General features: G+C 58.3%; 25 protein-coding genes. 13 read left to right on the top strand and 12 right to left on the bottom strand.

The features are described from left to right. Positions 1-199 precede the first annotated feature (199 nt). The 7 genes from AC1DTN_RS31125 to AC1DTN_RS31095 all read right to left on the bottom strand — a co-directional run bounded on the left by AC1DTN_RS31125 (position 200) and on the right by AC1DTN_RS31095 (position 7618). On the bottom strand, positions 200-529 hold the full coding sequence (locus AC1DTN_RS31125; RefSeq protein WP_477924050.1) for a hypothetical protein: 330 nt from the start codon (positions 527-529) through the stop codon (positions 200-202). Positions 530-1809: 1280 nt separating this feature from the next. Further along, positions 1810-2031: a hypothetical protein gene (locus tag AC1DTN_RS31120; RefSeq protein WP_477924049.1), complete on the bottom strand. Its 222-nt coding sequence runs from the start codon at positions 2029-2031 to the stop codon at positions 1810-1812. A gap of 209 nt (positions 2032-2240) precedes the next feature. After that, positions 2241-2504, bottom strand: coding sequence for a DUF982 domain-containing protein (locus tag AC1DTN_RS31115; RefSeq protein ID WP_037107432.1), 264 nt, complete (start codon positions 2502-2504; stop codon positions 2241-2243). Positions 2505-2657: 153 nt separating this feature from the next. Then, the gene (locus AC1DTN_RS31110) at positions 2658-4304 is read right to left on the bottom strand and encodes a calcium-binding protein (protein WP_477924046.1); all 1647 of its coding nucleotides are present in this window, start codon (positions 4302-4304) and stop codon (positions 2658-2660) included. A 203-nt stretch (positions 4305-4507) separates the two neighbouring features. Continuing rightward, a complete protein-coding gene (locus tag AC1DTN_RS31105; RefSeq protein ID WP_477924044.1) occupies positions 4508-5974 on the bottom strand; it encodes a calcium-binding protein in 1467 nt (488 codons plus the stop codon). A 468-nt stretch (positions 5975-6442) separates the two neighbouring features. Then, complete coding sequence (locus AC1DTN_RS31100; protein ID WP_477924043.1) at positions 6443-7165, bottom strand: SGNH/GDSL hydrolase family protein; 723 nt, start codon at positions 7163-7165, stop codon at positions 6443-6445. A 159-nt stretch (positions 7166-7324) separates the two neighbouring features. Continuing rightward, positions 7325-7618, bottom strand: coding sequence for a hypothetical protein (locus AC1DTN_RS31095; RefSeq protein WP_477924042.1), 294 nt, complete (start codon positions 7616-7618; stop codon positions 7325-7327). Between the two features lie 371 nt (positions 7619-7989). Between AC1DTN_RS31095 and AC1DTN_RS31090 the strand changes: the two genes are divergently transcribed. After that, positions 7990-8196: a hypothetical protein gene (locus tag AC1DTN_RS31090; RefSeq protein ID WP_113324679.1), complete on the top strand. Its 207-nt coding sequence runs from the start codon at positions 7990-7992 to the stop codon at positions 8194-8196. A gap of 65 nt (positions 8197-8261) precedes the next feature. Here the strand turns inward: AC1DTN_RS31090 and AC1DTN_RS31085 are convergent, their stop codons facing one another. From AC1DTN_RS31085 to AC1DTN_RS31075, 3 genes are all read right to left on the bottom strand, one after another. Beyond that, the gene (locus AC1DTN_RS31085) at positions 8262-8666 is read right to left on the bottom strand and encodes a hypothetical protein (protein WP_477924041.1); all 405 of its coding nucleotides are present in this window, start codon (positions 8664-8666) and stop codon (positions 8262-8264) included. A gap of 150 nt (positions 8667-8816) precedes the next feature. Continuing rightward, positions 8817-9323 carry a hypothetical protein gene (locus tag AC1DTN_RS31080; RefSeq protein WP_477924039.1) on the bottom strand — a complete coding sequence of 169 codons (507 nt, stop codon included), beginning with the start codon at positions 9321-9323 and terminating at the stop codon, positions 8817-8819. Positions 9324-9432: 109 nt separating this feature from the next. Continuing rightward, on the bottom strand, positions 9433-9696 hold the full coding sequence (locus AC1DTN_RS31075) for a KTSC domain-containing protein (protein WP_113324682.1): 264 nt from the start codon (positions 9694-9696) through the stop codon (positions 9433-9435). A 252-nt stretch (positions 9697-9948) separates the two neighbouring features. Here AC1DTN_RS31075 and AC1DTN_RS31070 point away from each other — a divergent pair, with 252 nt between their 5' ends. Together AC1DTN_RS31070 and AC1DTN_RS31065 are read left to right on the top strand one after the other, a co-directional pair. Further along, on the top strand, positions 9949-10641 hold the full coding sequence (locus AC1DTN_RS31070) for a GntR family transcriptional regulator (protein ID WP_113324683.1): 693 nt from the start codon (positions 9949-9951) through the stop codon (positions 10639-10641). A gap of 7 nt (positions 10642-10648) precedes the next feature. Next, a complete protein-coding gene (locus AC1DTN_RS31065; protein ID WP_477924038.1) occupies positions 10649-11341 on the top strand; it encodes a GntR family transcriptional regulator in 693 nt (230 codons plus the stop codon). A 250-nt stretch (positions 11342-11591) separates the two neighbouring features. On the opposite strand, the gene AC1DTN_RS31060 is transcribed toward AC1DTN_RS31065, so the two are convergent. After that, positions 11592-13481 carry a bifunctional sugar phosphate isomerase/epimerase/4-hydroxyphenylpyruvate dioxygenase family protein gene (locus tag AC1DTN_RS31060; RefSeq protein ID WP_477924036.1) on the bottom strand — a complete coding sequence of 630 codons (1890 nt, stop codon included), beginning with the start codon at positions 13479-13481 and terminating at the stop codon, positions 11592-11594. Between the two features lie 235 nt (positions 13482-13716). Between AC1DTN_RS31060 and AC1DTN_RS31055 the strand changes: the two genes are divergently transcribed. From AC1DTN_RS31055 to AC1DTN_RS31010, 10 genes are all read left to right on the top strand, one after another. After that, positions 13717-14547, top strand: a complete 831-nt coding sequence (locus AC1DTN_RS31055) for a transporter substrate-binding domain-containing protein (RefSeq protein WP_113324685.1) — start codon at positions 13717-13719, stop codon at positions 14545-14547. A 111-nt stretch (positions 14548-14658) separates the two neighbouring features. Beyond that, entirely contained in the window at positions 14659-15108 is a 450-nt protein-coding gene (gene aroQ / locus AC1DTN_RS31050; protein WP_477924035.1) for a type II 3-dehydroquinate dehydratase, read from the top strand. Next, the gene (locus tag AC1DTN_RS31045) at positions 15105-15773 is read left to right on the top strand and encodes an amino acid ABC transporter permease (protein ID WP_477924034.1); all 669 of its coding nucleotides are present in this window, start codon (positions 15105-15107) and stop codon (positions 15771-15773) included. The genes aroQ and AC1DTN_RS31045 overlap by 4 nt, the downstream gene beginning before the upstream one ends. A 7-nt stretch (positions 15774-15780) precedes the next feature. After that, positions 15781-16425 carry an amino acid ABC transporter permease gene (locus tag AC1DTN_RS31040; protein WP_442205440.1) on the top strand — a complete coding sequence of 215 codons (645 nt, stop codon included), beginning with the start codon at positions 15781-15783 and terminating at the stop codon, positions 16423-16425. 64 nt (positions 16426-16489) lie between these two features. After that, positions 16490-17218, top strand: a complete 729-nt coding sequence (locus AC1DTN_RS31035) for an amino acid ABC transporter ATP-binding protein (RefSeq protein ID WP_442205891.1) — start codon at positions 16490-16492, stop codon at positions 17216-17218. A gap of 17 nt (positions 17219-17235) precedes the next feature. Next, the gene (locus AC1DTN_RS31030) at positions 17236-18300 is read left to right on the top strand and encodes a Gfo/Idh/MocA family protein (protein ID WP_477924031.1); all 1065 of its coding nucleotides are present in this window, start codon (positions 17236-17238) and stop codon (positions 18298-18300) included. Continuing rightward, positions 18297-19124: a shikimate dehydrogenase family protein gene (locus tag AC1DTN_RS31025; RefSeq protein ID WP_439015571.1), complete on the top strand. Its 828-nt coding sequence runs from the start codon at positions 18297-18299 to the stop codon at positions 19122-19124. Before AC1DTN_RS31030 ends, AC1DTN_RS31025 begins: the two co-directional genes overlap by 4 nt. Positions 19125-19436: 312 nt before the next feature. Beyond that, the gene (locus AC1DTN_RS31020; RefSeq protein ID WP_477924029.1) at positions 19437-20276 is read left to right on the top strand and encodes a hypothetical protein; all 840 of its coding nucleotides are present in this window, start codon (positions 19437-19439) and stop codon (positions 20274-20276) included. After that, positions 20273-20869, top strand: coding sequence for a hypothetical protein (locus AC1DTN_RS31015; protein WP_477924028.1), 597 nt, complete (start codon positions 20273-20275; stop codon positions 20867-20869). The genes AC1DTN_RS31020 and AC1DTN_RS31015 overlap by 4 nt, the downstream gene beginning before the upstream one ends. After that, on the top strand, positions 20850-21335 hold the full coding sequence (locus AC1DTN_RS31010) for a hypothetical protein (protein WP_477924026.1): 486 nt from the start codon (positions 20850-20852) through the stop codon (positions 21333-21335). Before AC1DTN_RS31015 ends, AC1DTN_RS31010 begins: the two co-directional genes overlap by 20 nt. A 134-nt stretch (positions 21336-21469) precedes the next feature. Here the strand turns inward: AC1DTN_RS31010 and AC1DTN_RS31005 are convergent, their stop codons facing one another. Continuing rightward, positions 21470-21805: a hypothetical protein gene (locus tag AC1DTN_RS31005; RefSeq protein ID WP_477924024.1), complete on the bottom strand. Its 336-nt coding sequence runs from the start codon at positions 21803-21805 to the stop codon at positions 21470-21472. Positions 21806-22250 lie beyond the last annotated feature (445 nt).

The following is a 22250-nucleotide window of genomic DNA, read 5'->3' as shown; positions in this document are numbered from 1 at the left end:
AAGACACCCTTTTCTTGCCGACTCTGAAGGCGCCAGCAGGAAAGAAATTAGCGGACAGACCGCAGTCTGCAATCGGACCAAAGTCCGACGCCGACTAATTCGATGCCTCCGGCCAGCGCATCGCTCAAGCGGCGAGTAGCCAAGGCCAAAAACAGCCGTTCCACCGACATCAGGCGATCGGTTGCGGCATCCGCTACCCTCATCTGCTAGCGAGGACCTTCTTGCCGAAGAGCCTCGCAATGAGAGCCGTTGCCACGCGCAATGCAACGGGTGCGGCAGAGGGCCGGCGAATGCTCGGCTGCAGGCCCACCTTCAGGCGGGAACGTGGTGTCAGATGGATCTCATCTCTCATGGACCAACCATCGCCTTCCCGGACGCCTGCGCTCCGAGGCGAAATCGCTTCTTTGAAGACCTTGTCCTTTGAGCTGGCGATATTGGAAACGTCGCCTTTGTTCACAGCAACGGTCTGTATCAACTCGTCTATGTCGTAAACCTGCTGCGTTTCTTCAAACAGCTGCTCGATGCCCATTCCACTTGACCCTGGAAGCTCAACCCGAAGGGAGCGGTATCAGGCTGGAAATTGCACGTAAATCGCGCAATGCAACAAGGCCGAGAGAAAATCAGATCAAGGTCAACCGGTAAGGTTAAATACCACCAGCCCCAACCTCATAAGTGGGACGCCTCTATCCAGTAGGATGACGCTAAGTTTGATTGATCCCTCCGTCGAAGATCACGGAGGCGCGGCAGGTAGTATCGAATGCAGTACAGGCTAGCGAGAGGCCGACGGTGGATGAAGGCATATGGTTCTGCGGTCCATTGAAAAGGGTGCCTCCCGGTCAGGGAAAGACACCCTTTTCTTGCCGACTCTGAAGGCGCCAGCAGTAAAGAAATTAGCGCAATGCGTGCGGTCTGCCATCGGACTAAGGTCCCATACCTTCCATATCCGCGGCTCGAAACTCTGGCCTCCGCCTAGGCTGACGATGACGAACATCCGCCTCGACAACCTGCTGATCCCAAGACACCTCTGCAACACGTGCGGCACCGGGGTCGCTAAAATCGGGGCGCCGATCATCCGCAAGATCGGCAGTCCGAGAGCTGTCTCGGAACTGGCGGCCTGACCCGCCACCCCAAAACGAAGCCCGCCAAAGGGTGTTGGCGAACTTCCCAGGAGAAAGAGTTGAAAAGGGTGCTCGGGGTCAGGAAAGAGACACCCTTTTCGTGCTGACTCTGGAGGCATCAGCCGAACAGAAATTAGCGGGCAGATCGCGGTCTTCAATCGGACTAAAGTCCCACACGCCGCGCCCGACCCTCCTGCACGGCCGCTCATCCGAACCGGTAAAGCGGGTGAGATTCGATGTGGCGAACCGCGAGACGCAAAAACTTTAGAAAATTCGAAAATAAAAAACTATTCGTGCAATTTGATGATACGATGACAGTTGATAGAATAATATTTTAATAGAGGTAAAATCATGAAATCGCTTTTTCCTGAAATGTCTACGAGGCAGATAGTCGTATTCATGATCGAGACATCCGTTCTCGTCGCATCGCTCGTTGCTGTCCTCTCTGTAACGATACCTTTGCTCTGATTTCGACGCCCTTGTGCGTTTAATCGGGACCGTTTTTGAAAACGACGTTCCTCTGACAAATAAAAGCAGCGACGGAGAAATCGCAAAATGAGGCCCGCCGAGGCGGGCAAGTTTTTTGAGGAAAGGTCAGACAGCGCGGCCGAGGCTATTGAAGGGTCAAGCGGACGTGCATCCGCCGCGTGGTCCATGCCACCTTAACTGACCCAATATCTAAAAGTTCCGATCAGACCTTGCCTCTGGCGGCAGAGACCAAAACCTTCAACTGGTCGAAATTGTGCACGCCCTCGCGGAACAGTTCGATGGTAATTGCGGCGATGCGCGCCGTCTCCTCATCATCCCTGGCAAGCTGAAATTCCGCCTGCACGGCATCCAGCACGCGCTGGCAAATGGCGAGGTCTTCCGACGTCATCGGTTGATCGCGCCCTCTTATGTGACGTTCAATCATTCGATCCCTCCATCATTGGAAATCGGGATTCGAGATAATTTCGGATGGCGGATTTTCAAGCGCGTTTCGCCAGAATCTGCGGGCAGGCAGAGGCCCGGCCCCTCGTGCTGACCAGGCCTCCCCATCACCACCTCGTCAGTGCTGAGCATGGCGGCGGGTCCACTACCCTCATCGCCGCTGCTCGTCAATCGTCGGAGCGTTCCTTGGGGTCAATGAAGAACGGTAAGCGCTGTAACACCAGCTTCGTCTGCGGCCCGGATGATGGCCGCTCTGAGCTCGTCGGCTCCGGCTTTACCGGTCATCACGTCCAGGCAGGCTTTCACGGCAGACAGGAACTCCTCGCCATCGTCGGATGGCCATTCTCTCATCAGCGCGTTGGCAGCCTCCCCGACCGTCCGGACAATCAAACGTCTGTTCTCGTCCTTGAAGACAAGGATGACCGGATCGAACGATGCAGAAGTGTCCCATTTCATTACGCTTGGTTCCCGACGAACTAACATATCGGTAACCTTGCAAAAGTCATGCCGATGCACGCTGCGGTTAGGCAATTGCCGTTGGCCGCATGGCTGAATGACAGAAAACGGCCGGCGAAAGCCGGCCGTTTCAGATGCAATCACCGGCGCCCCTCAGACCAGCAGGGAGCTGTTGATCAGGATATCGCTATGGTCGAAGAACGCCTTGTTGACACCGACGAAAGCGATGTCCTGGGCGGCATCCTTGCCGGCGCCATCGTGGTCATAGGACAGGACGCCGGTCGCGGCATTGTAGGTGAGGACCGCATGATCGCCGCTGACCTTCGGGCCGTTCTTGACGAGCACCAGGAAGGCGTCATCGTCGACAACGCCGTTATTGTCCTTGTCGAGGCCGGTGAAGACGGAGCCGAGCGAGATCTTGTCGTCGGCATCGAAATCCCAGATCGAGTCCTTGTTGGCAGCACCCATTTCGTTGAAATGGAACGTATCGGCGCCGCCCTTGCCATAAAGGCTGTCATTGCCGGCGCCACCGGCGATGAGATTGCTGCCGGCATTGCCGGTGATCGTGTTTGCCAGCTGGTTGCCGATGCCGTTGATGGCACTGCCGGAAAGGCGGAGGTTTTCGACGAAAGCATTGTCCTTGAGGCTGACACTGACCGAGGCCCAGATCGTATCCGTGCCGCCGCCTGCCGCTTCATTGACGACCCGGTCCCCGGCATTGTCGAAGACATAGCCGTCATCGCCTGCCGAACCGTAGATCCTGTCCGCGCCGGCGCCGCCGTCGATCCAGTCATTGCCTGAAGTGCCATAGAACCTGTCGTTGCCGGCCGAACCAACGATGGTCACGCGTTCCACCGAGGTCAGAGTGACGGTCGAGTGATAGCCGTCGGCGCCGGTAATATCGTAGATGATCGCATCGCCGTTCAGTCTTGCGGTCACCTGCCGGGCGAGAGAGAAGTCGAGAGCGGCGTTGTCGATGCCGTCCTGACCGTTAAAGTCGGCCGATTGGCCAGGGACGGATGGAAAGGGCAACGGTCCCACTCCCAAGCCCTGCTTGTACACCAGCGTATCGTCGCCCGTGCCGCCGGTTATGAAGTTGCGCGACAGCTCGCTTGTCACAACGAATTTGTCGTTGCCTCCCCAACCGTCGAGATAGTTGGTGCCCGCGCCGCCATCGAGCGTGTTGTTGCCCTCACTGCCGATTATCCAGTTGTCGAGGTCATTGCCGTAACCTGAAGCATCCCCACCGAGAAGATTGAGGTTTTCGACATCGGCCCCGAGAGTGTAGGTCAAGAGCGTCGTGTTAACGGTATCGGGACCAGAACCGGATTTGCCCCCAAGCTCGATGACCTTATCGCCGACATCATCGACGAAATAGACGTCGTGCTCGGACCCACCAATCATCGTATCGGCGCCGGCGCCGCCATTGATGAAGGCTACTCCGCCACCGCTCACCTTGATGTAATCGTCACCGGCACCCAGCAGGATGTTGCCGGACCCTACACTCGTGATTTCAACGTGATCATTGCCTTTGCTCCCGTAAATATTGAGGAAGTCAGCAGTCACGTCATAGGTGTTCAGCGGCGCATTCGAGGATTGACCGGCAAAGAATGCCTGATTCAATACACGGTCGACGTCAAAAAAGAGCGACCAAGGCCCCGATTCGAGAGTAAGTCCCAGCGAGGTGTCGAAAGAACCTATCGCCAGCGCAGTATCGGCGGACCCTCCCGTAAATGTCGTGCCGTCGATAAATTGACCGAAATATTCGTCGTCAGTCTGAGTAAGAATAATCGTTCCCATTAAAACCTCACAAAAATCTATGAACGAGGGATTTTTTGCGGTCGCAACCACAACCTAAAGCGTCAGGCAGGAAAATCTTACAGCTATTGCAAAGGGAGTGAGGTGAAACATTTCGCCCGGCCGCGATGGCGGGTCGACTGCCTACCCGTCCCACAGAAACGGCCGGTCAAAACCGGCCGTCTCCAATGCGGTAATTGCGCCCCTCAGACCAGCAGGGAGCTGTTGATCAGGATATCGCTATGGTCGAAGAAGGCCCTGTTGACACCGACGAAGGCGATGTCCTGGGCGGCATCCTTGCCGGCTCCGTCGTGATCGTAGGAGAGCACGCCGGTGGCGGCATTGTAGGTCAGGACCGCATGATCGCCGCTGACCTTCGGGCCGTTCTTGACGAGCACGAGGAAGGCGTCGTCATCGACGATGCCGTTATTGTCCTTGTCGAGACCGGTGAAGACGGAGCCAAGCGAGATCTTGTCGTCGGCATCGAAGTCCCAGATCGAATCCTTGTTGGCCGCGCCCATTTCATTGAAATGGAACGTATCGGCGCCGCCCTTGCCATAGAGGCTGTCATTGCCGGCGCCGCCGGCGATGACGTTGGCCGAGGCATTGCCAGTGATCATGTTGGCAAGGCTGTTGCCAGTGCCATTGATGGCACCGCCGGAAAGCCGGAGGTTTTCGACGAAGGCATTGTCGTTGAGATTGACGCTGACCGAAGCCCAGATCGTATCCGTGCCGCCGCCTGCCGCTTCATTGACGACCCGGTCGCCGGCATTGTCGAAGACATAGCCGTCATCGCCAGCCGAACCATGGACCGTGTCCGCACCGGCACCGCCGTCGATCCAGTCCTTGCCCGATGTGCCGTAGAACGTGTCGTTGCCGGCCGAACCGACGATCGTCACGCGCTCCACCGAAGTCAGCGAGACCTTCGAGTGGTAACCGTCGGCACCAAGGATATCGTAGACGACCTTAGCGCCATTCACGGTTGCGGTAACCTGCTGGGCGAGCGAGAAGTCCAGCGCGGCAGAGTCGTTGCCGTCTTCACCGTCGAAATTGGCTGACTGGCCGTGGTCGATTGCCCAGGGAAGCTCTCCGCCGCCCAAACCCTGCTTGTAGACCAGCGTATCGTCGCCGGTGCCGCCGAAGATTGCGTTGCGCGATTGGTCGCTTGTGACGAGGAACCTGTCGTTGCCTCCTCTGCCCTCAAGCACGTTATTGCCTGCGAAGCCGTTGAGGATGTTATTACCATCGCTTCCGGTGAGGTTGTTGTCGAGTTCGTTGCCATAACCCGATGCGTCCCCCACCAGCAGGTCGAGGTCCTCAATGTTCGCCCCGAGAGTATAGGTCAGGAGTGTTGTGCTAACGCTATCGTGAGAACCAAAGTTGCCGCCGAGGTCGATCACCTGATCGCCAACATCATCGACCATATAGGTGTCATACTCGGATCCTCCGATCATTATGTCGGCGCCGGCACCACCATTTATGGAGACGGATCCAGAGGAGCCGACGACGGAAATGTAGTCGTTGCCTGCACCCGTCCCGATGGAGGCGAACGCCGAAGTTATTGCCTCGACGTGATCATCACCATTGCCTCCGAACACGAATAGCGTCTGAGCAGCCACATTCGCATTTAGCGGTGAATTGGAAACGTTGCCGTAAGCATAGGCGCTGTACATTGCGCTATAGCCGGAGAAAAATGGGGATGACGAGGATTGCGACCCGAGAACAACGCCCAGAGACGTGTCAAAAGATCCGATCGACATGAATGTTAGATCGGTTGTTCCGCCAGTAAACGTCGTGCCGTCAATAAACTGGCCGAGATATGAGTTATTGATATTGCTATAAGTAAGGACAAGCGTTCCCATAAAAACCCCCTAAAAATTCTGCGAACGGGGGATTTCTTCCACAAGCACAACCAGAAGTCAAAATATCAGTTAATAAATACCTAATACTGTTGCAGCGCGGCAATATATTAGATCATACAAATATATCGATACTATAGAGCGCCACCTCGCCCATAAAAATGACGGGCAACCGGCTTCCCGCGGGGCCGAAATACAGCAATGTTGCGCCCGAAAGACGCAAATTCCGATCATCACCACCACTGTTTCAGCTCAAGCCCGAGACAAGTCCTACCGCCCTGCTCAGCGCAGCCCAGCCTCCGCAAGCGAAGACCTCAAGATACTGTACCCGTCCGGCGAAAGATGCAGTTTATCAACTGTAAAATTCGAACATCCCTGCTTGGCGAAGCCGCATGTCAGTTCATCCTCGTCGATCTTGACAAGCGTCACACCGGTTTTTCCAGCCAGGTCCCGTTCGATGTCTGCATTCACCTCAAGACGATCCTTGGCGCGGAAGGTGAAGCCCGATCCGCGCGGAAGGATGGGCACGACATAGATCGGGCTGTCGCTCCAGCGGCTTTTCAGCTCATCGACGACCGCCACGACACCCTGCGAAACACCGCAGGGGGCAAAGGAGCCATCCCACAGGTTGTTGGTTCCTATGATGAGGACGATGTTTTTGGGCTGGATTGCCGGCGGCATTTCCTTGAGGCGCCAGAGGAGCTCCTGGATGTGGTCGCCGAAGATGCCGAAGTTTCCGACGGTCGCGGCCCCGAAATCCCGCTTGAGATCCGGACCCCAGTTCTCCGCCAGAGAATCTCCGAAGATCGCCACATCGAGCGCGCCGGAGATTTTCTGCTGCTCCTTCGCCTTCATGACCCGGACGGGAGACTGCTCGATGACAGGGGTTTGCGCGACCAGAGCCTGGACGGGATCACAAGCCGGAGCGGCACTCGCCTGGGGCGCAGCCCAGAGCAATAGTCCGGCGATCGCGCAAGGGAGCAACCGCGTCACAATATCCGTCATTTCGAGCCTCGCTGCCAAAGCGTGTCGCGATCCCAGGGATTCGCTGACCACGCTCCAGGTTTCTGTTTCCCGCATGTCGTGATCGCAAAACCGCAGCGCGGTCTCGCGCGGCACAGTTTAGCGTGCGGATTTTGCCGTGATTATGATGTGGTCGACAAACTAGAAAAGAAGCCACAAAAAAGCGGCCAGCAACAGCGCCGCGGCGACGAACTTCAGGATCGTGGCTGGAGACGGAGGTGGCTTCCTGCGCGCGACGATATAGGGCTCGATGATATTCTGGAAAAAGATGTCCCGGTCTTCGGGTCGCGTGGACATCAGTTGTACGTACCGGGATATCGTGATGCCGCTTGCCTGGGCGCTGCCACCATCGGCGTATTGGATCTCAAGGGTGCGGTCGCTCTCATTGTACTTCACCTTCCGCACCTTATGACACTCATAGGAAGTCCAGGTCATTGTGACATCCGAATAGAATTGTTCCCGATGTGAAAGACTATTGCTCGCTTTAGGCGATAGCCAGGCTGGCTACATAGTCATACATGACGCTGATCTTGACAAATTGCCCATAATAGTTAGTTGCGAACAATTATTTAGCCGCAATGCCACCCGCCCCCGGTTTGCAACCAGGATGTGACAGTCGTTATATCTTTTGACTGAAAGCCGGGGTAGGAGATGGCAGAGAGATCCAGGTTCGTCTCCTGCTGCGTTTGCAGCATCGGCAGCGGGCAAGTGAGAGTGGGCAGCAGGAAAGTCTACTGAAACTTGCGGATTGCAACCGAGCGAAGAAAGCGCTGCTCAGGTGAAGAGCTCACCTGCTACGATACGCGATGAAGCCACAGCATTACCTCTTGATCATCTTCGTTGCGCCGCCGCTCATTGCGCTTGCGCTCGGGATTTTCATGATCGCCGCATCATTCCATCATGAGCCGGCGGACCCGCGTTCGACAGGAACGATCGGTGTCAAAAAAGGCGGCAGGATCGGCAATCCCGGCTACACGCTTCCGCCCCCGCAACCAGGCGGCGACTTTCAATAGAATTGCCCAAACTGTGGCCACCCCTCGCCCACCGCTGTCAGCGCTGCTTCAGCTCGGGCCGTCTCTCAGGATCTGCGCGCCAGCGGCGGCAGGGTAATGAAGGGATTGTCGGGATCGTAGCTCATCTTCGGCTTGCCCTTTCCGACCTTGAGCAATCCCGGCGCAAGATGCCCGTTCGGGCCGAAGAGATAGGCGCTTCCCGCGCAGAGATGGGCAAGCGCGCGATAGTCGAAATAGCGGAAGGTGCTGTCGGCAAGGAAAGCCGCCTCGTTATAGGCCTTGCCCTTGATCTCGGCAAAGCGGGTCTCGGTCATATAAGCGTAGAGCGCCTTCTTGTTGAGCGATGCACCGCTGCACAGAGTGGCGAGCGAACTTGCGAGTTTCACGACCCTCAATGTCTGGGCATCCGGGTTGTCGAGCGGCTTCATCGCCTGGGCGACGTAATAATTCGCCGCCGGATCGTTCGTCATGGATTTCTTCCAGAAGGCCGGCAACTCCGCCGCGGTGGCCCAGTCAACAGAAGCAAGGCCTGCAGAAGCGATCGCAAGAATTGCGGCGAATAGAGAAAATCTGAAATTATAGGTCACTTCCCCCCCATCCGGCACACCTGCCCTGCATCGTCAGCGCTGCTTCAGCTCGAGCCGGATCCTGTAAAAATTCTCTGCATCCGCCATCGCCTTCACGTCGCATTGCTTCGTGCCGACGGCCACGGTGACGATATCGCGGACATCGGTGGTCAGCCAGATCGGCGCCTCGCGCGTATAAGAGCGTCCGGGAAGCGCGCGCCAGTTGACGAAGAAAATACCCACCTCCTCGCCGGCCGCATTGAGGAAGCCTGCGACGACGCAGACCTGGTCGTCATCATCTGGGTCTTCGTTCCTGAGCGTGATTCGCGAGGTGACGGAGTTCGTCTTCGGGTCGGTGCGGAAGGCGAAGCTGTAATATTGCGGCCGCTTCCAATCCCATTTGTCCTCGACGAGTTTGCAATATCCATTCTCGACGGAGAGACATTCCTGCGCGGCGTGCACGCGCCAGACGTAGTTCTGCCATCCGTCCTCGTTGGGAACGGGGGCATGGTCGCTGGTCAGGAGGCCAAGGGCGATAGAGAGCTGTTTGAGGGTCGGCATAACAGGATGCTCGCCGGATTCGCCGCAGCGCGCAAGCCCCTGATCACAAGGGCCTGCAGGCCGGACCGAACGAGCCGGCCTGCATCATCTCAATGTCTTGCAGGCACGATCAGGACAATTGACCGCGCTTGCCGGTGACCATGCGAAGCACCTGTTTCGCGCGTCCTTCGGCACCTTCGGCCGAGCGTGGATAGGCATCGCGGATATGGCGCGTGTAATACCAGCCGGGGGACGTAGCCGTGACCAGGTTTTCATACACGACCAGTGGCACGTTGAAATATCTGCGGTGGCCCTTGAGGCGAATCTCGATGTCGAGGACCCCAGTCGACGGGTCGTAGGCAACGGATTTCACGAGTTTTGACGAAAGTTCCATCGTTGCTCCTATGCTGCGTCGCACAATGGAACCCCGGTTGGGATAATAGTCAAGCCTTTGTAATGTTTCGGGACACATTACCTCATAAACCTTGCCTTACGTGAATGCCGCTCTAAAAGGCGCCGAACCCAGACAGATTGCCGCCATGCAGCATTTCGCCTCACCTGCCCCTTAACCCAAAATCCGTTTTCCATTGAACGCACCCGACTTCTCCAGCTATATAGGAGAAAACGCAAAATCTCGGAGACAAGCATGCGGCAGGAAGATATCGAGGAGTCCGTCGCTGAGAGTGGCTACAGGCAGATTCGCGCGGATATAATCTTCGGGCGGCTTTCGCCGGGGCAGAAGCTGAAACTCGAAAATCTCAAAGGCGCCTATGGCACGAGCGTCAGCACGCTGCGCGAGATCCTCAACAGGCTGACCTCGGAAGGCCTCGTCGTGGCCGAAGGTCAGCGGGGTTTTGAGGTTGCCGGCGTTTCCGTTGCCGATCTCCGGGAGATCGCGGCGCTCCGGCTGCTGCTCGAGGAACATGCGCTGGAACAATCCTTCGAACAGGGGGATGTGGAATGGGAGGCGCAGCTGGTCTCCGCCCATTACAAGCTGGCGCGCATGGAAAAGGTCATGGCAACGGGCGATACAGCCCAAGCCGAGGACTGGAAGCGCTATGACTGGGAGTTTCACCAGGCGCTGATTGCAGCCTGCGGCTCGCGGCTTTTGATGGAAACGCATTCGGCCGTCTTCGACAAATATCTGCGTTATCAGATGGTGGCGCTTTCCTATCGCGGCAGCGTAGCGGAAGAGGAGCACCGGCAGCTTCTGGAGACCGCCCTCAAGCGCGACAGCAAGACCGCCAAGGAAATCCTTCAGCGCCATATTCAGGCGGGCGTCGAACATGCGCTCGGCAGGGGGCTGTTGTCCTCCCTGCCCGCGCAGGCCAGGGGATGACGGCCTGATGCGCAGCGAAAAACCCATGCCGAAGATGGCGAGCGAAGCCTCCGAGACGATCAGCGATGTCGTCTTCCGGCAGATCCGGCAGGATATCATATCCGGGGCACTCGCCCCCGGCGCCAAGATCAAGCTCGAACAGGCCAAGGAACATTATTCGATCAGCGTATCCTCGCTGCGCGAGATCCTGAGCCGTCTTGCGATGGAAAATCTCGTGCTTGCCGAGGGACAGCGCGGCTTCGAGGTAAGCCCGGCATCAGTCAAGGAGCTGGAGGAGCTTGCCGATCTGCGGACCGTGCTCGAAACCCACGCGATCGGTCTTTCCTTTGCCGCCGGAAACCTGGAATGGGAAGGCCGCATCGTCGCCGCCCACCACAAGCTGGCGGCGGCCGAGCGGAAGCTTCTGGCGGGGGACGCCTCTCGCACTGTCGATTGGGTGCGCTATGATTGGGAATTCCATCAGGCGATCGTTTCCGCCTGCAATTCCGCGACGCTGATGGCGACGCTGTCCTCGGTCTTCGACCAGTTCTTGCGCTATCATATGCTGGCGCAAAGCTTTCGCGGGCAGGCTGTGGTCGATGATCACAAGCTGCTGTTCGAGCTGGCGCTGAAACGCGATGTCGAAGGGGCAAGAGCCGTGATCCGCAGGCATGTGCAGAGCGGTGTGGATCATGTGCTGAAAAGCGGGCGGATCAGCTGACGGCAGAGGTTGGGATTCACGCCTGTGCCATGCTGGATCAGCGAGGTCGTGCGAAGGGTTTCGGCTCACTCTCTACGTCATCCTCGGGCTTGTCCCGAGGATCTAATGATATCGGGAGGTGGCAGATAGCCATGGCGAAATCGCGTCAGGCTCCTACCCGATACCAACTGTGTGTCGAGACCACGGCAGATCCTCGGGACAAGCCCAAGGATGACGAAAGAGATGATGGCGTCGTCCAGCGACTCCCACCTCACCCCGCATCCCTCGGAATCCCCTCCGGCCGCATCTGCTTCTTCAGCGCCGCAATCCGGAAGATCGCGTTCGGCGCCCCGTATCCGCGATAGGCGCGGCGCTCCACCACCTCGAAGAAGAAGCCCTCCCCGTAAGTCCCGCTATAGAGCTGGAAATACTCGCCCTCACCATCCCGGTCATAGAGGATGTTTTCCGCCTTCAGGCGTTCGGTCAGCTCCGGCTCCAGGCCGAAGCGGGCCTCCACATCGTCGTAATAGTTCGGCGAGATCGGCAGTGGCTTGAAGCCTTTGGCGCGTAAGCGCTCGGCGGTAGCGAAGATATCCTTGGTCGAAAATGCCAGATGCTGGATGCCGGAGCCGAATTTTTCGGCGATGAAATGGCCGGCGAGCGTGCGGCGGTTTTCCGCACCGTTCATGGTGATGCGGAGTGTCCCCGCCTCGTTTTCGATCACCTGGCTGCGCACCACGCCGGCGGGATCGATTATATCGACCATGGGGGTTTTACGGGTCTCGAAGATCGAGGTGTAGAAGAGCAGCCAGGTCAGCATCTCGTCATAGGCGACGGTCTGGGCGATGTGATCGACCTGCAGCAAGCCAGCATCTTCGGCCTCGCCCGCCTGTTCCGCCGGTTCGAAATCGATCTCGGAGAAGCGGCCGAGCGGGCTTTTCTCGTCGATGAGATAGATCAGCCCGCCGCCGACACCGCGGATCGCCGGCAGCTGCAACTCGCCTTCAATGACGGCTTGCGTGAAGGGTTCGGCATCGAGCGCCAGCGCGCGGGCATAGGCCTCCGCCGCATCCTCGACGATAAGCGCCACCGCATAGGCGAATGTGCCGTGCACGGCATAGGCGGCATTGGCAAAACCTTCGGGATCGACATTGATGAGGATACGGATATCGCCCTGCTGGAAGAGCGTCACCTTCTTGGAGCGATGCACCGCGGTCTTGCGGAAGCCGAGCGCTTCCAGAATGCCGACCAGCTCCACCGCTTCCTCATCATCGGTGGCGAATTCGATGAAGCCGACGCCTTTGACGGCCGCGCGCGGGGGCATATCGATGCCGACTGGCGTCTCCACCTTGCGGCGGATCTGGTCGGCCAGATAGATCAGCGAGCGGTGGCCATCGGCGGCGATCGCCCGTGTCGAGCCGCCGCGGAACTGGTCGTTGAATATCTCCAGCGAGAAGAAGCCGTCATAGCCTGTGGAGGCCACGGCCTCGGTGAATTCCGTCACCGGCAGATCGCCCTCGCCCGGCATGTTGCGGAAATGCCTGGACCAGTAGAGCAGGTCCATATCGATCAGCGGCGCATCGGCAAGCTGCACGATGAAGATCTTTTCCTTCGGGATCGAGCGGATGGACGTGGTGTCGATCTTGCGCGACAGCGAGTGGAAACTGTCGAGGATCAGCCCGACATTCTCGTGATCGGTGCGCCGCACGATCTCCCAGGCATCGCGGTGGTCGTTGACATAGCGGCCCCAGGCAAGCGCCTCGTAACCCACCTTCAGCCCGCGCTTGGCCGCCCGCTCCCCCAGCTCGTGGAAATCGGACGCTGCCCGGTCTATGCCGCCAAGGGCTGCCTGCGAGACATTGGAGCAGACGAGCACCATGTCCGTGCCGAGCTCCTGCATGATGTCGAACTTGCGTTCGGCGCGGTCGAAGGTGCGGCTGCGCAATCCCTCCGGCATGCCCTCGAAATCGCGGAAGGGCTGGAAGAGCGTGATAACAAGGCCGAGATCCCGCGCCATGCGGCCGACATCGGCGGGGCTGCCGTCAAAGGCCAGGAAGTCGTTTTCGAAAATCTCCACGCCGTCGAAGCCGGCGCGCGCAATCGCTTCGAGTTTTTCCGGCAATTCGCCTGAGAGCGTCACCGTCGCAATCGAGGTCTTCATGGCTCGCAAATCCTCCTCGTTATCGGGCGCGATGGCTGAAACCAGCGACCCTCCTCATGGCATTATGGCAAACGTCGTTAGGATTGCAATTCAATTGATCAAATCAAAAGTCTCATATGATTTTCAAAAACTATGTTGATTTATGAGCGCCCCTCTGGCAAACATGATGTGAACAGTCGGGAGAGGATGACTGTGAGGCCGTTTTTGACGGCCGCCAAAAAGGAGGAGAATTCCAATGCTGAAATCGTTGCTGACGCGGCGTGGCGCCATGCTGGGTGCCGCCGCTCTCGTGGCCGCCATCGGGCTTGCAAACCCGGCCGCCGCCGTCACCCCGGAAGAAATCAAGGCCCGCGGCAAGCTGATCGTCGGCATCCAGGGCGACAACCCGCCATGGGGCTTCGTGACCAGCGCCGGCAAGCAGGATGGCCTGGATGCCGATATCGCCACGCTCTATGCCAAAGAACTCGGCGTCGAAGTCGAATTCGTGCCGCTGGAAGTGAACAACCGCATTCCGGCGCTGACCACCGGCCGCGTCGACGTGCTCTTCGCCACCATGGCCATGCTGCCGGACCGCGCCAAGGCCGTGCAGTTTTCCAAGCCCTATGTCGCCAATGCCATCGTGCTGATCGGCGCCAAGTCCACCTCGATCAAGACCAATGAGGATATGGCGAACCTGACGATCGGTGTCGCCAAGGGTGCCGCGCAGGATACGCAGGTAACGAAGAATGCGCCGTCCACCGCCACGATCCGCCGTTTCGATGGTGACGCGGCAAGCGTGCAGGCGCTGGCTTCCGGCCAGGTGCAGGCGCTCGGCGGCAACATCTTCTATATGGATCGCGTCGAAAAGGCCCGCCCCGGCGAGTTCGAAAACAAGCTTGAATTCCAGAAGCTCTACAACGGCGCCTGCACGCGTCTGGGCGAAAAGGAAATCAACGCCTCGATCAATACGTTCATCGACAAGATCAAGGCTAATGGCGAGCTGAAGAAGATCTACGACAAGTGGATGAAGGTTCCGGTTCCGGAATTCCCGGAAAAGCTTGAGGGCATCCCCTTCGCCGTAAACTGAGCGATCTGCTCTCTTTCATGACAGCAATAAGGGCGGGCATGCCAATGCCCGTCAACGCAACAGCCATGCCCAACCACGGCATAAGGCCCTGCCCCGTTTGAGGTGCGCGACATGACCAGAACCATCTTCGTCCTCAACGGACCGAACCTGAACCTGCTCGGCGAGCGCGAGCCCGCCATCTACGGCTCGACCACCCTTGCCGATATCAGGCAGATGTGTCTCGCAAAGGCCGAAAGCCTCGGTTTTTCCGTCGACTTCCGCCAGACCAATTTCGAGGGCGAACTGGTGGAAAGCGTGCATCAGGCCCGCAAGGACGCCTGCGGCATCATCATCAATCCCGCCGGCTATACGTTCACCTCGATCGCACTGCTCGATGCGCTGAAAACCTTCGATGCGCCGAAGATCGAGCTGCATATTTCCAATGTCCATGCCCGCGAGGAAATCTATCACAAATCCCTCGTCTCGCGCGTCGCCACCGCCATCATGATCGGCTTCGGCGCCCGCGGTTATGAGCTCGCCATCGAAGCGATGTCCGGCATGGTGGGAGCAGCGAAGGTATGAACTACCAGCTGGATTTCACGCCCGTCATCGATGGCCTGCCGAGCCTGCTGCTCGGCTGTCTCGGCACCTTTCTTCTGGCGCTTTGCGGCATGGCCCTGGCGATTGTCATCGGCATCGGCGGCGTGGCGCTGCGGGATTCCCATATCARGGCGCTGCGCTGGCTGGTGATCGGCTTTGTCGAGCTCATCCGCAACACGCCCTTCCTGGTGCAGATCTTCTTTCTCTTCTTCGCTTTGCCGCTGATCGGCATCCGCCTCGACCCGACACCGACGGCCATCATCGCGCTCGGCATCAATGGCGGCGCCTATGCGATCGAGATCATCAGGGGCGGTGTGCAATCCATCCCGAGCGGCCAGATGGAGGCCGGTCTGGCACTCGGCCTCCACAAGGTGCAGGTCTTCCGACTGATCATCCTGAAGCCGGCGCTGAGGGCGATCTACCCCTCGCTGACCAGCCAGTTCGTGCTTCTGACGCTGTCGACCAGCATCTGCTCGGCCATCTCGGCCTACGAGCTGACCTCGGTCGCCCAGCGCATCGAATCCGACAGTTTCCGCAGCTTCGAGGTCTATTTCACCGTCACGGTGTTCTACCTCATCATTTCCTGGCTGATGATGCGCCTCTTCGCGCTCTTCTCGGCCCGTTATTTCACCTATCCGGTCAAGTGAGGGCGCCATGGGCAGCGAAGAATTCACCTTCCTTCTGATCGGCCTGAAATGGACCGTGTTACTCTCGGCCGTCGGTTTCGTCTGCGGCTGCATCGCCGGCCTTGGCGTAGCGCTGGCGCGCACCTGCGGCATAGTTTGGGTGGAGCGGCTGACATCGGCCTATATCGCTGTCTTCCAGGGCACGCCGCTCCTGATGCAGCTCTTCGTCACCTATTACGGGCTCGCCCTCATCGGCTTCAAGCTCGATGCCTGGGTGGCGGTGGCGATCGGCCTCACGCTCCATGCCAGCGCCTATCTCGGCGAGATCTGGCGCGGCGCGATCGAGGCCGTGCCGCGCGGCCAGACGGAGGCGGCAAAGGCGCTCAGCCTCAAATATGTCTCGCGCATGAAGGATATCATCCTGCCGCAGGCGCTGCGCATCTCCCTGCCGGCGACGATCGGCTTCCTGGTGCAGCTCATCAAGGGCACGTCGCTTGCTTCCATCGTCGGCTTCACGGAGCTGACGCGCGCCGGCAACATCATCTCCAACCAGATCTTCCAGCCGCTCACCGTCTTCGGCATCGTCGGCATCCTTTATTTCCTGATGTGCTGCCCGCTGACCATTTTTGGCGCGCGCCTTGAGCGTCGCTTCAACGCCGCGCACGCGCGCTGATGCCGCGCCCTAGCGAAACGGACCAGAGACCATGACCAACGTTCCCGCCCCATCATCTGAAACCATGATCACCATGAGCCATGTGGAGAAATGGTACGGCGCCTTTCAGGCCCTGCACGATATCAATATCGATGTGCACCGGGGCGAGCGCATCGTGCTCTGCGGCCCCTCCGGCAGCGGAAAATCGACGCTGATCCGCTGCATCAACCATCTGGAGACCTACGAGAAGGGCGAGATCCGCGTCGGCGGCATATTGCTCGGCAATCAGGCCAAGGCGATCGACGCGATCAGGCGCGAGGTCGGCATGGTCTTCCAGCAGTTCAACCTCTTCCCGCATCTGACCGTGCTGCAGAACTGCATGCTGGCGCCGATGCGTGCCCTTGGCGTGACGAAAGCGGAAGCCGAAGACCGCGCCCGCACTCTGCTTGCGCGCGTCAAGATCTCCGAACAGGCCGATAAATATCCGGTGCAGCTCTCGGGCGGCCAGCAGCAGCGCGTGGCGATTGCGCGTGCGCTCTGCATGCGCCCAAAGGTGATGCTCTTCGACGAACCGACCTCCGCGCTCGACCCCGAGATGGTCAAGGAAGTGCTGGATACGATGATCAGCCTTGCCGAGGAAGGCATGACGATGATCTGCGTGACCCATGAAATGGGCTTTGCCCGCCAGGTCGCCAACCGGGTGATCTTCATGGCAAGCGGCGCGATCGTCGAGGAGGCGGCACCGGCCGAATTCTTCACCAATCCTCGCCACGAGCGCACCCGCAAATTCCTCGGCGAAATCCTGCGCAACTAGGATCTGAAGGAGTTTCAATGTCGGATCTTTCGCGCACACGCCCCCTCGAAATAGCCGTCATGGGCGCCGGGCTGATCGGCAAGCGCCACATCGAAGGCGCATTGGCCGAGCCGCGCACCGCCCTTGCCGCCATCATCGACCCCTCGCCCGCCGCCCGCGACGAGGCCCGCGCCAATGGCCTGCCCTGGTTTGCAAGCCTCGCCGAAGCACTGGCAAACACCCGGCCCGATGGCGTCATCGTCGCCACACCCAACCAGCTGCATGTGGCAAACGCGCTGGATGTGGTAGCCGCCGGCATCCCCGTCCTCATCGAAAAGCCTGTTGCCGATGATGCCGAGGCAGCGGCAGGCCTCGTGCGCCGCGCCGAAGCATCAGGCGTGCCCATCCTCGTCGGCCACCACCGCCGCCACAACCCCATTATCCGGCAGGCCAAGCGCCTGATGGAAAGCGGCCGGCTCGGCCGCATCCGCTCCGTCCATGGCAGCTTCTGGGTCGCCAAGCCCGATGACTATTTCGAGGTGACATGGCGGCGCGAACCAGGCGCCGGGCCGATCTTCATCAACCTCATCCATGATGTCGATCTCTTCCGCCACCTGCTCGGCGAAGTCGAAAGCGTGCATGCGATGGAATCCAATGCTGCCCGCTGCCATGCGGTCGAAGACACCGCCGTCGTACTGCTGCGTTTCGTAAGCGGCGCGCTCGCCACCCTCAGCGCCTCCGACGCCGTGCCCTCGCCCTGGAGCTGGGAGCGGACATCAGGCGAAAACCCCGGCTTTCCGCAGGAAGACCAGTTCTGCTACCAGATCGGCGGCACTAAGGGCGCGCTGACGATCCCCGATCTCACCCTCTGGAGCAATACCGGCCGCCCCGACTGGCGCGAGAAGCTGACCGAGGAACGCCTGCCCGTCTCACCGGCTGATCCGCTCACCCTGCAGCTCCAGCATTTCTGCGATGTCATCGAAGGCACGGCGACACCCCTCGTCAGCGGCAGTGAAGGGCTAGCGACACTTGAGGTCATCGAGGCGATCAAGGCATCCGCGAGCACGGGAAGGACTATATTCCTAAAAGGCAAAACCCCATGATTAGCGGCACCACAAGGCTGATCGCCCATCTCGGCTACCCGACGGAAAGCTTCAAGGCGCCGCTGATCTACAACCCCTATTTCGAGGAACAGGGCATCGACGCCGTCGTCGTGCCGATGGGCTGCAAACCGCAGCATTACCCTGACTTCCTGAAGCTCGTCTTCCGCCTGTCAAACATCCACGGCGCCCTCATCACCATGCCGCACAAGATCACCACGATGGGCCTGCTGGACGAGATCTCCACCAATGCCCGCGTCGCCGGCTCCTGCAACGCCGTCAAGCTCGGCCCCGACGGCAGACTGATCGGCGACATGTTCGACGGCGAAGGTTTCGTGCGCGGCCTCAAGCGCAAGGGCCAGACCATCGCCGGCGCCAAAGCCCTCCTCATCGGCGCCGGCGGCGTCGGCTCGGCCATCGCCGCCTCCCTCGCCTCCGCCGCCATCGGCCACCTCGCCCTCTACGACGACAGCAAGGCCGCCCTCGAAGGCCTGACAACCCGCCTCAACACCTACTACCCCGCAACCAGGGTCACCACAGGCTCAAACGACCCGGATGGATTCGACATCGTCATCAACGCCACGCCGCTCGGCATGCGCAAGGATGACCCGCTGCCGCTGGATGTGAACAGGCTTTCAGCCGGTACCTTCGTCGGCGAAGTGGTGATGAAGGAGGAGATCACGCCGTTTCTGGCGGCCGCACGGGAGAGAGGATGCCGGTATCAGGTGGGGACGGATATGCTGTTTGAGCAGATACCGGCTTATTTGGAGTTTTTTGGGTTTGCGACGACCACGGCGGAGCATTTGAGAAGGGTGGCGCGGTTGTAAGGGGTGGTGGCGATATCAAGTGAAGCGCGTGAGCTATAGCTAAGACTTACCTGCGCGCCTACGTTGGAATAATCCGGCCAGGAACTATCGCGCTCCCCTAGTGTGATCGGTCGTTCGAAGACCCGCTCGCATCGAATCTTCTACCGTTGCTCCCGCGCTTCTTCTGGTGTTCATTAATCCAAGCGTATCTAAAACGGCATTTGAACCCATTGCATAAAGCAATTTCAGCGAGTTAACGGGAACTTGGTAACCCCTGTTGACATACACTTTCAATTGCCCACATTGCGAGTGCAGAAGAGGATCGAGGCCGCCATGGCATGGAACACCGCAAACCCGGATCACGCGATCGACCGCGCGTCCGTCTCCTTCCTTTATGCATCTTTGCCGGAAAAAGCTCTCCAAAAGTTAATGAGCTTAATCAAGGTGGAGGCGGCAAAGCTGGGACTGGATGATGTTCTTAGCTTTCAGCCACAGCCAACATTTCAAGTGATCGGAGAGATGGGCGCGCAGGTCGTTGCAGGTGCACCTAGTACCTTAGCCGCTCGCAGTTTCCGGCGTATTGCCGCTGATCGCGTGGAAGAAGAGGTTATATGTGGCCCCGAATTTATTATTTACAATGTATACGCATACACGGGATGGAACGAAATCTTCCCTCGAATTGTCGAATGCCTCAAGCTTGGCATTCAATACCTGAATGATAATATTGATGGCATCCATACCGTAAAGTTTGAGTATTGGGATCGGTTCACGCGAGAAGAGGCAGCCGGACCAACATTCGTTAATTCAAGTACTCAGATTATTGGCCCCGCGTTCAAAAGTATCGATGGCTCTTGGCATTCGCACGTCGGATACTTTAAGACGATTGACAACGTTAAGATGCTGTTAAACGCAAATGTGGATGTTATAGCAGCAAAGGACGCGCTAGCGAACGGAAATCCGTTCCCATCCGTTCCCGCAGGAGCAAGTCTTTTGTGCCGAATTTATACGCTTGCGCAAGCAACATACGAGAATGAGAGAGTGTATCCGGATTTCGATACCTGCATGGGTGCTGTTGACTTGGCGCACACTGAACTTAAAAGCATAGTCGGCGCAATTATAAGTGATGAGCTGGCTAAAAAAATCAATCTGGACGCCAAAGAGTTCCAACTATGACCGCCGCCCCAGCTACGTTTGAATTTGCCCCACCTAGCCAAGTTGCTCAGGGAGCCAGTACACCGACAATGGTGTTTGGCGCAGTCTTACGTGGAATGTTGAAGGTTACTGCGATGGAGTGGGCAAGGCCCTCACCAACGGCTGTGCCTGAAACTATGTCCGACGACATAGCGACTGTTACTGAAGGACGAGTTACCGCGGTTCGCCTAGCCGATGATATTGAACAGCGCTATTCCCAGTTTCAAAAGCAATTACAAAGGATAGCGACTAGGGAGGCGAATTGGGACGGTGCCGATGGTAAGGCGCCATCTCAGCGCGCCATGCAAGACGCTGAGGCGTTTTTGGCCTTTCTCAGAAATCATTGCTCGTTACCCCATACGATTTTCGCACCTGGAGACGGTGAGATCAATTTCGAATGGAAGGCGAAGAGGCGCTTCACTGAAGTTGGGTTTATAGGCGACGCGTCGGTTAGCTGGTATCACCGCGACGATACGGGTGAAATCTTCAGAGATGAAGGTTTTGACGCCACACACTTTGAAGCGAACGTCGATCTTTTGAAAGCACTCGATATCTATGACGGTAGCGGCGCATGATGATGGGCGGCGCTGTCCGGCTTCTCCAGGCCCGGTGAAGGCAGACGAAACGCTAGCGCTAGGACTTTATTCTCCGGAGCTTATTGATAAGGTGACTCGAAAGATCACCAAGGAAGCTCTTCGTTCAGACTATCTTTCCAAGCAAGTTCATCATGACGAATGCGGGAATTCCTCCGGCCTCTCGGTTGCCCGCGTTGGAAACTCGCTTGGTGTCGAAGAATTGAAGAAGATTATCACAGAAATCGCATCCAAGCCGACGTCTGGTGGTGTCAAGCGCGAAGCGTTTGGGCATGCAACAATCAAAGCGTCTTGGTTGCATTCGCGGGATTTATCCGTCCTAGACGATGGAATGGATTCCTTTACCAGCCACGCCGTTGTCAGGTCTGAATGCTCTCGATCCCAAATTAAAAAGGTTCGAGACGACATGATCGAAGAACTCAATAAGACCGTTGTCACTTGGCTCTAGCTGCCACCAGAGCCTTCACAGATTGGCGGTACGCCCCAGCGATATAGTCGACAGGGCAATAAGCTCAATGTTTGCTGCGAGCCATCGTAATGTGTCTCACAGAAAACGGCTGCATTGCACTCCCCACCCCTCATCTACAACTTACACCCCTTCGACAGCGCCGCGCTCTCCATCGCCGAGACCTTGCCTTTCGACACCGCAACCTCGCCTTCCTTATCCCCACCGGCCACACTGCCGATCGGCACGCCGACCAGGAACACACCAAACGCATCGCCGTTGGCGGCCGAGATCTGCTGCTTCGAGAGGCCGTCGAGCTTCACCTTTTCCTTGGCATGTTCGCTGGCGATCTGCGGACAGCTGAGATTGGTGTAGGCCTGCATCGGAATATCGGCCTGGACGATGGCGTCAGGTCTTTTCGCGCAGGACGTGAGCGCTGCGGCAAGCGCCACGGCGAGAATGAGTTTTTTCATTAGATAACCCCAGTTAGCAGGTGATCTCTAACATCGCCGCCCGCCTGGCGCGAGTAATGCGCAAGAACAACCACAGAAGAATTCTTGGGCGCGGCCGGTGGCCTTGTGCTGGCGAGGACGGTCTTTTGACCCGCGGATGGAGGAGAGCATCGGCTTTGGGCCGGCAGGGCCATTGCACCTGTCGCCCTGTGGCGGGACGGCTATCGTGAGGCCCCGTCAGCACGAATGAGCGGCTCTCCCCCCTAACCCTTTTGGATGAATTGCGAATCGACCGCGACGCGACCAAAGTAGCTAAGCGGCGGTAGTAGGATTACAAGGACCGAAACCGATGTGGGGGGCTTGCCGAGTATTGAGTGGGAGCCCTTCGATTATGCCGTTTTAGCGGCGGATGCGAACCGGTGCATGGCAGCAGCCATGGGCTCTACCGGAGCCAGGCGCTTGTCCT

This window comes from Rhizobium sp. 01T444 (assembly GCF_056398305.1).
The sequence above is the reverse complement of the archived record's forward strand: the minus strand, read 5'-3'. Positions and strand labels throughout refer to the sequence as shown.

Bases quoted from the DNA above. Each gene is read 5' to 3' on its own strand.
- AC1DTN_RS31125 (WP_477924050.1), bottom strand. From the start codon at position 529: ATGGGCATCGAGCAGCTGTTTGAAGAAACGCAGCAGGTTTACGACATA.
- AC1DTN_RS31120 (WP_477924049.1), bottom strand. From the start codon at position 2,031: ATGATTGAACGTCACATAAGAGGGCGCGATCAACCGATGACGTCGGAA.
- AC1DTN_RS31115 (WP_037107432.1), bottom strand. From the start codon at position 2,504: ATGAAATGGGACACTTCTGCATCGTTCGATCCGGTCATCCTTGTCTTC.
- AC1DTN_RS31110 (WP_477924046.1), bottom strand. From the start codon at position 4,304: ATGGGAACGATTATTCTTACTCAGACTGACGACGAATATTTCGGTCAA.
- AC1DTN_RS31105 (WP_477924044.1), bottom strand. From the start codon at position 5,974: ATGTACAGCGCCTATGCTTACGGCAACGTTTCCAATTCACCGCTAAAT.
- AC1DTN_RS31100 (WP_477924043.1), bottom strand. From the start codon at position 7,165: ATGACGGATATTGTGACGCGGTTGCTCCCTTGCGCGATCGCCGGACTA.
- AC1DTN_RS31095 (WP_477924042.1), bottom strand. From the start codon at position 7,618: ATGACCTGGACTTCCTATGAGTGTCATAAGGTGCGGAAGGTGAAGTAC.
- AC1DTN_RS31090 (WP_113324679.1), top strand. From the start codon at position 7,990: ATGAAGCCACAGCATTACCTCTTGATCATCTTCGTTGCGCCGCCGCTC.
- AC1DTN_RS31085 (WP_477924041.1), bottom strand. From the start codon at position 8,666: ATGACGAACGATCCGGCGGCGAATTATTACGTCGCCCAGGCGATGAAG.
- AC1DTN_RS31080 (WP_477924039.1), bottom strand. From the start codon at position 9,323: ATGCCGACCCTCAAACAGCTCTCTATCGCCCTTGGCCTCCTGACCAGC.
- AC1DTN_RS31075 (WP_113324682.1), bottom strand. From the start codon at position 9,696: ATGGAACTTTCGTCAAAACTCGTGAAATCCGTTGCCTACGACCCGTCG.
- AC1DTN_RS31070 (WP_113324683.1), top strand. From the start codon at position 9,949: ATGCGGCAGGAAGATATCGAGGAGTCCGTCGCTGAGAGTGGCTACAGG.
- AC1DTN_RS31065 (WP_477924038.1), top strand. From the start codon at position 10,649: ATGCGCAGCGAAAAACCCATGCCGAAGATGGCGAGCGAAGCCTCCGAG.
- AC1DTN_RS31060 (WP_477924036.1), bottom strand. From the start codon at position 13,481: ATGAAGACCTCGATTGCGACGGTGACGCTCTCAGGCGAATTGCCGGAA.
- AC1DTN_RS31055 (WP_113324685.1), top strand. From the start codon at position 13,717: ATGCTGAAATCGTTGCTGACGCGGCGTGGCGCCATGCTGGGTGCCGCC.
- aroQ (WP_477924035.1), top strand. From the start codon at position 14,659: ATGACCAGAACCATCTTCGTCCTCAACGGACCGAACCTGAACCTGCTC.
- AC1DTN_RS31040 (WP_442205440.1), top strand. From the start codon at position 15,781: ATGGGCAGCGAAGAATTCACCTTCCTTCTGATCGGCCTGAAATGGACC.
- AC1DTN_RS31035 (WP_442205891.1), top strand. From the start codon at position 16,490: ATGATCACCATGAGCCATGTGGAGAAATGGTACGGCGCCTTTCAGGCC.
- AC1DTN_RS31030 (WP_477924031.1), top strand. From the start codon at position 17,236: ATGTCGGATCTTTCGCGCACACGCCCCCTCGAAATAGCCGTCATGGGC.
- AC1DTN_RS31025 (WP_439015571.1), top strand. From the start codon at position 18,297: ATGATTAGCGGCACCACAAGGCTGATCGCCCATCTCGGCTACCCGACG.
- AC1DTN_RS31020 (WP_477924029.1), top strand. From the start codon at position 19,437: ATGGCATGGAACACCGCAAACCCGGATCACGCGATCGACCGCGCGTCC.
- AC1DTN_RS31015 (WP_477924028.1), top strand. From the start codon at position 20,273: ATGACCGCCGCCCCAGCTACGTTTGAATTTGCCCCACCTAGCCAAGTT.
- AC1DTN_RS31010 (WP_477924026.1), top strand. From the start codon at position 20,850: ATGACGGTAGCGGCGCATGATGATGGGCGGCGCTGTCCGGCTTCTCCA.
- AC1DTN_RS31005 (WP_477924024.1), bottom strand. From the start codon at position 21,805: ATGAAAAAACTCATTCTCGCCGTGGCGCTTGCCGCAGCGCTCACGTCC.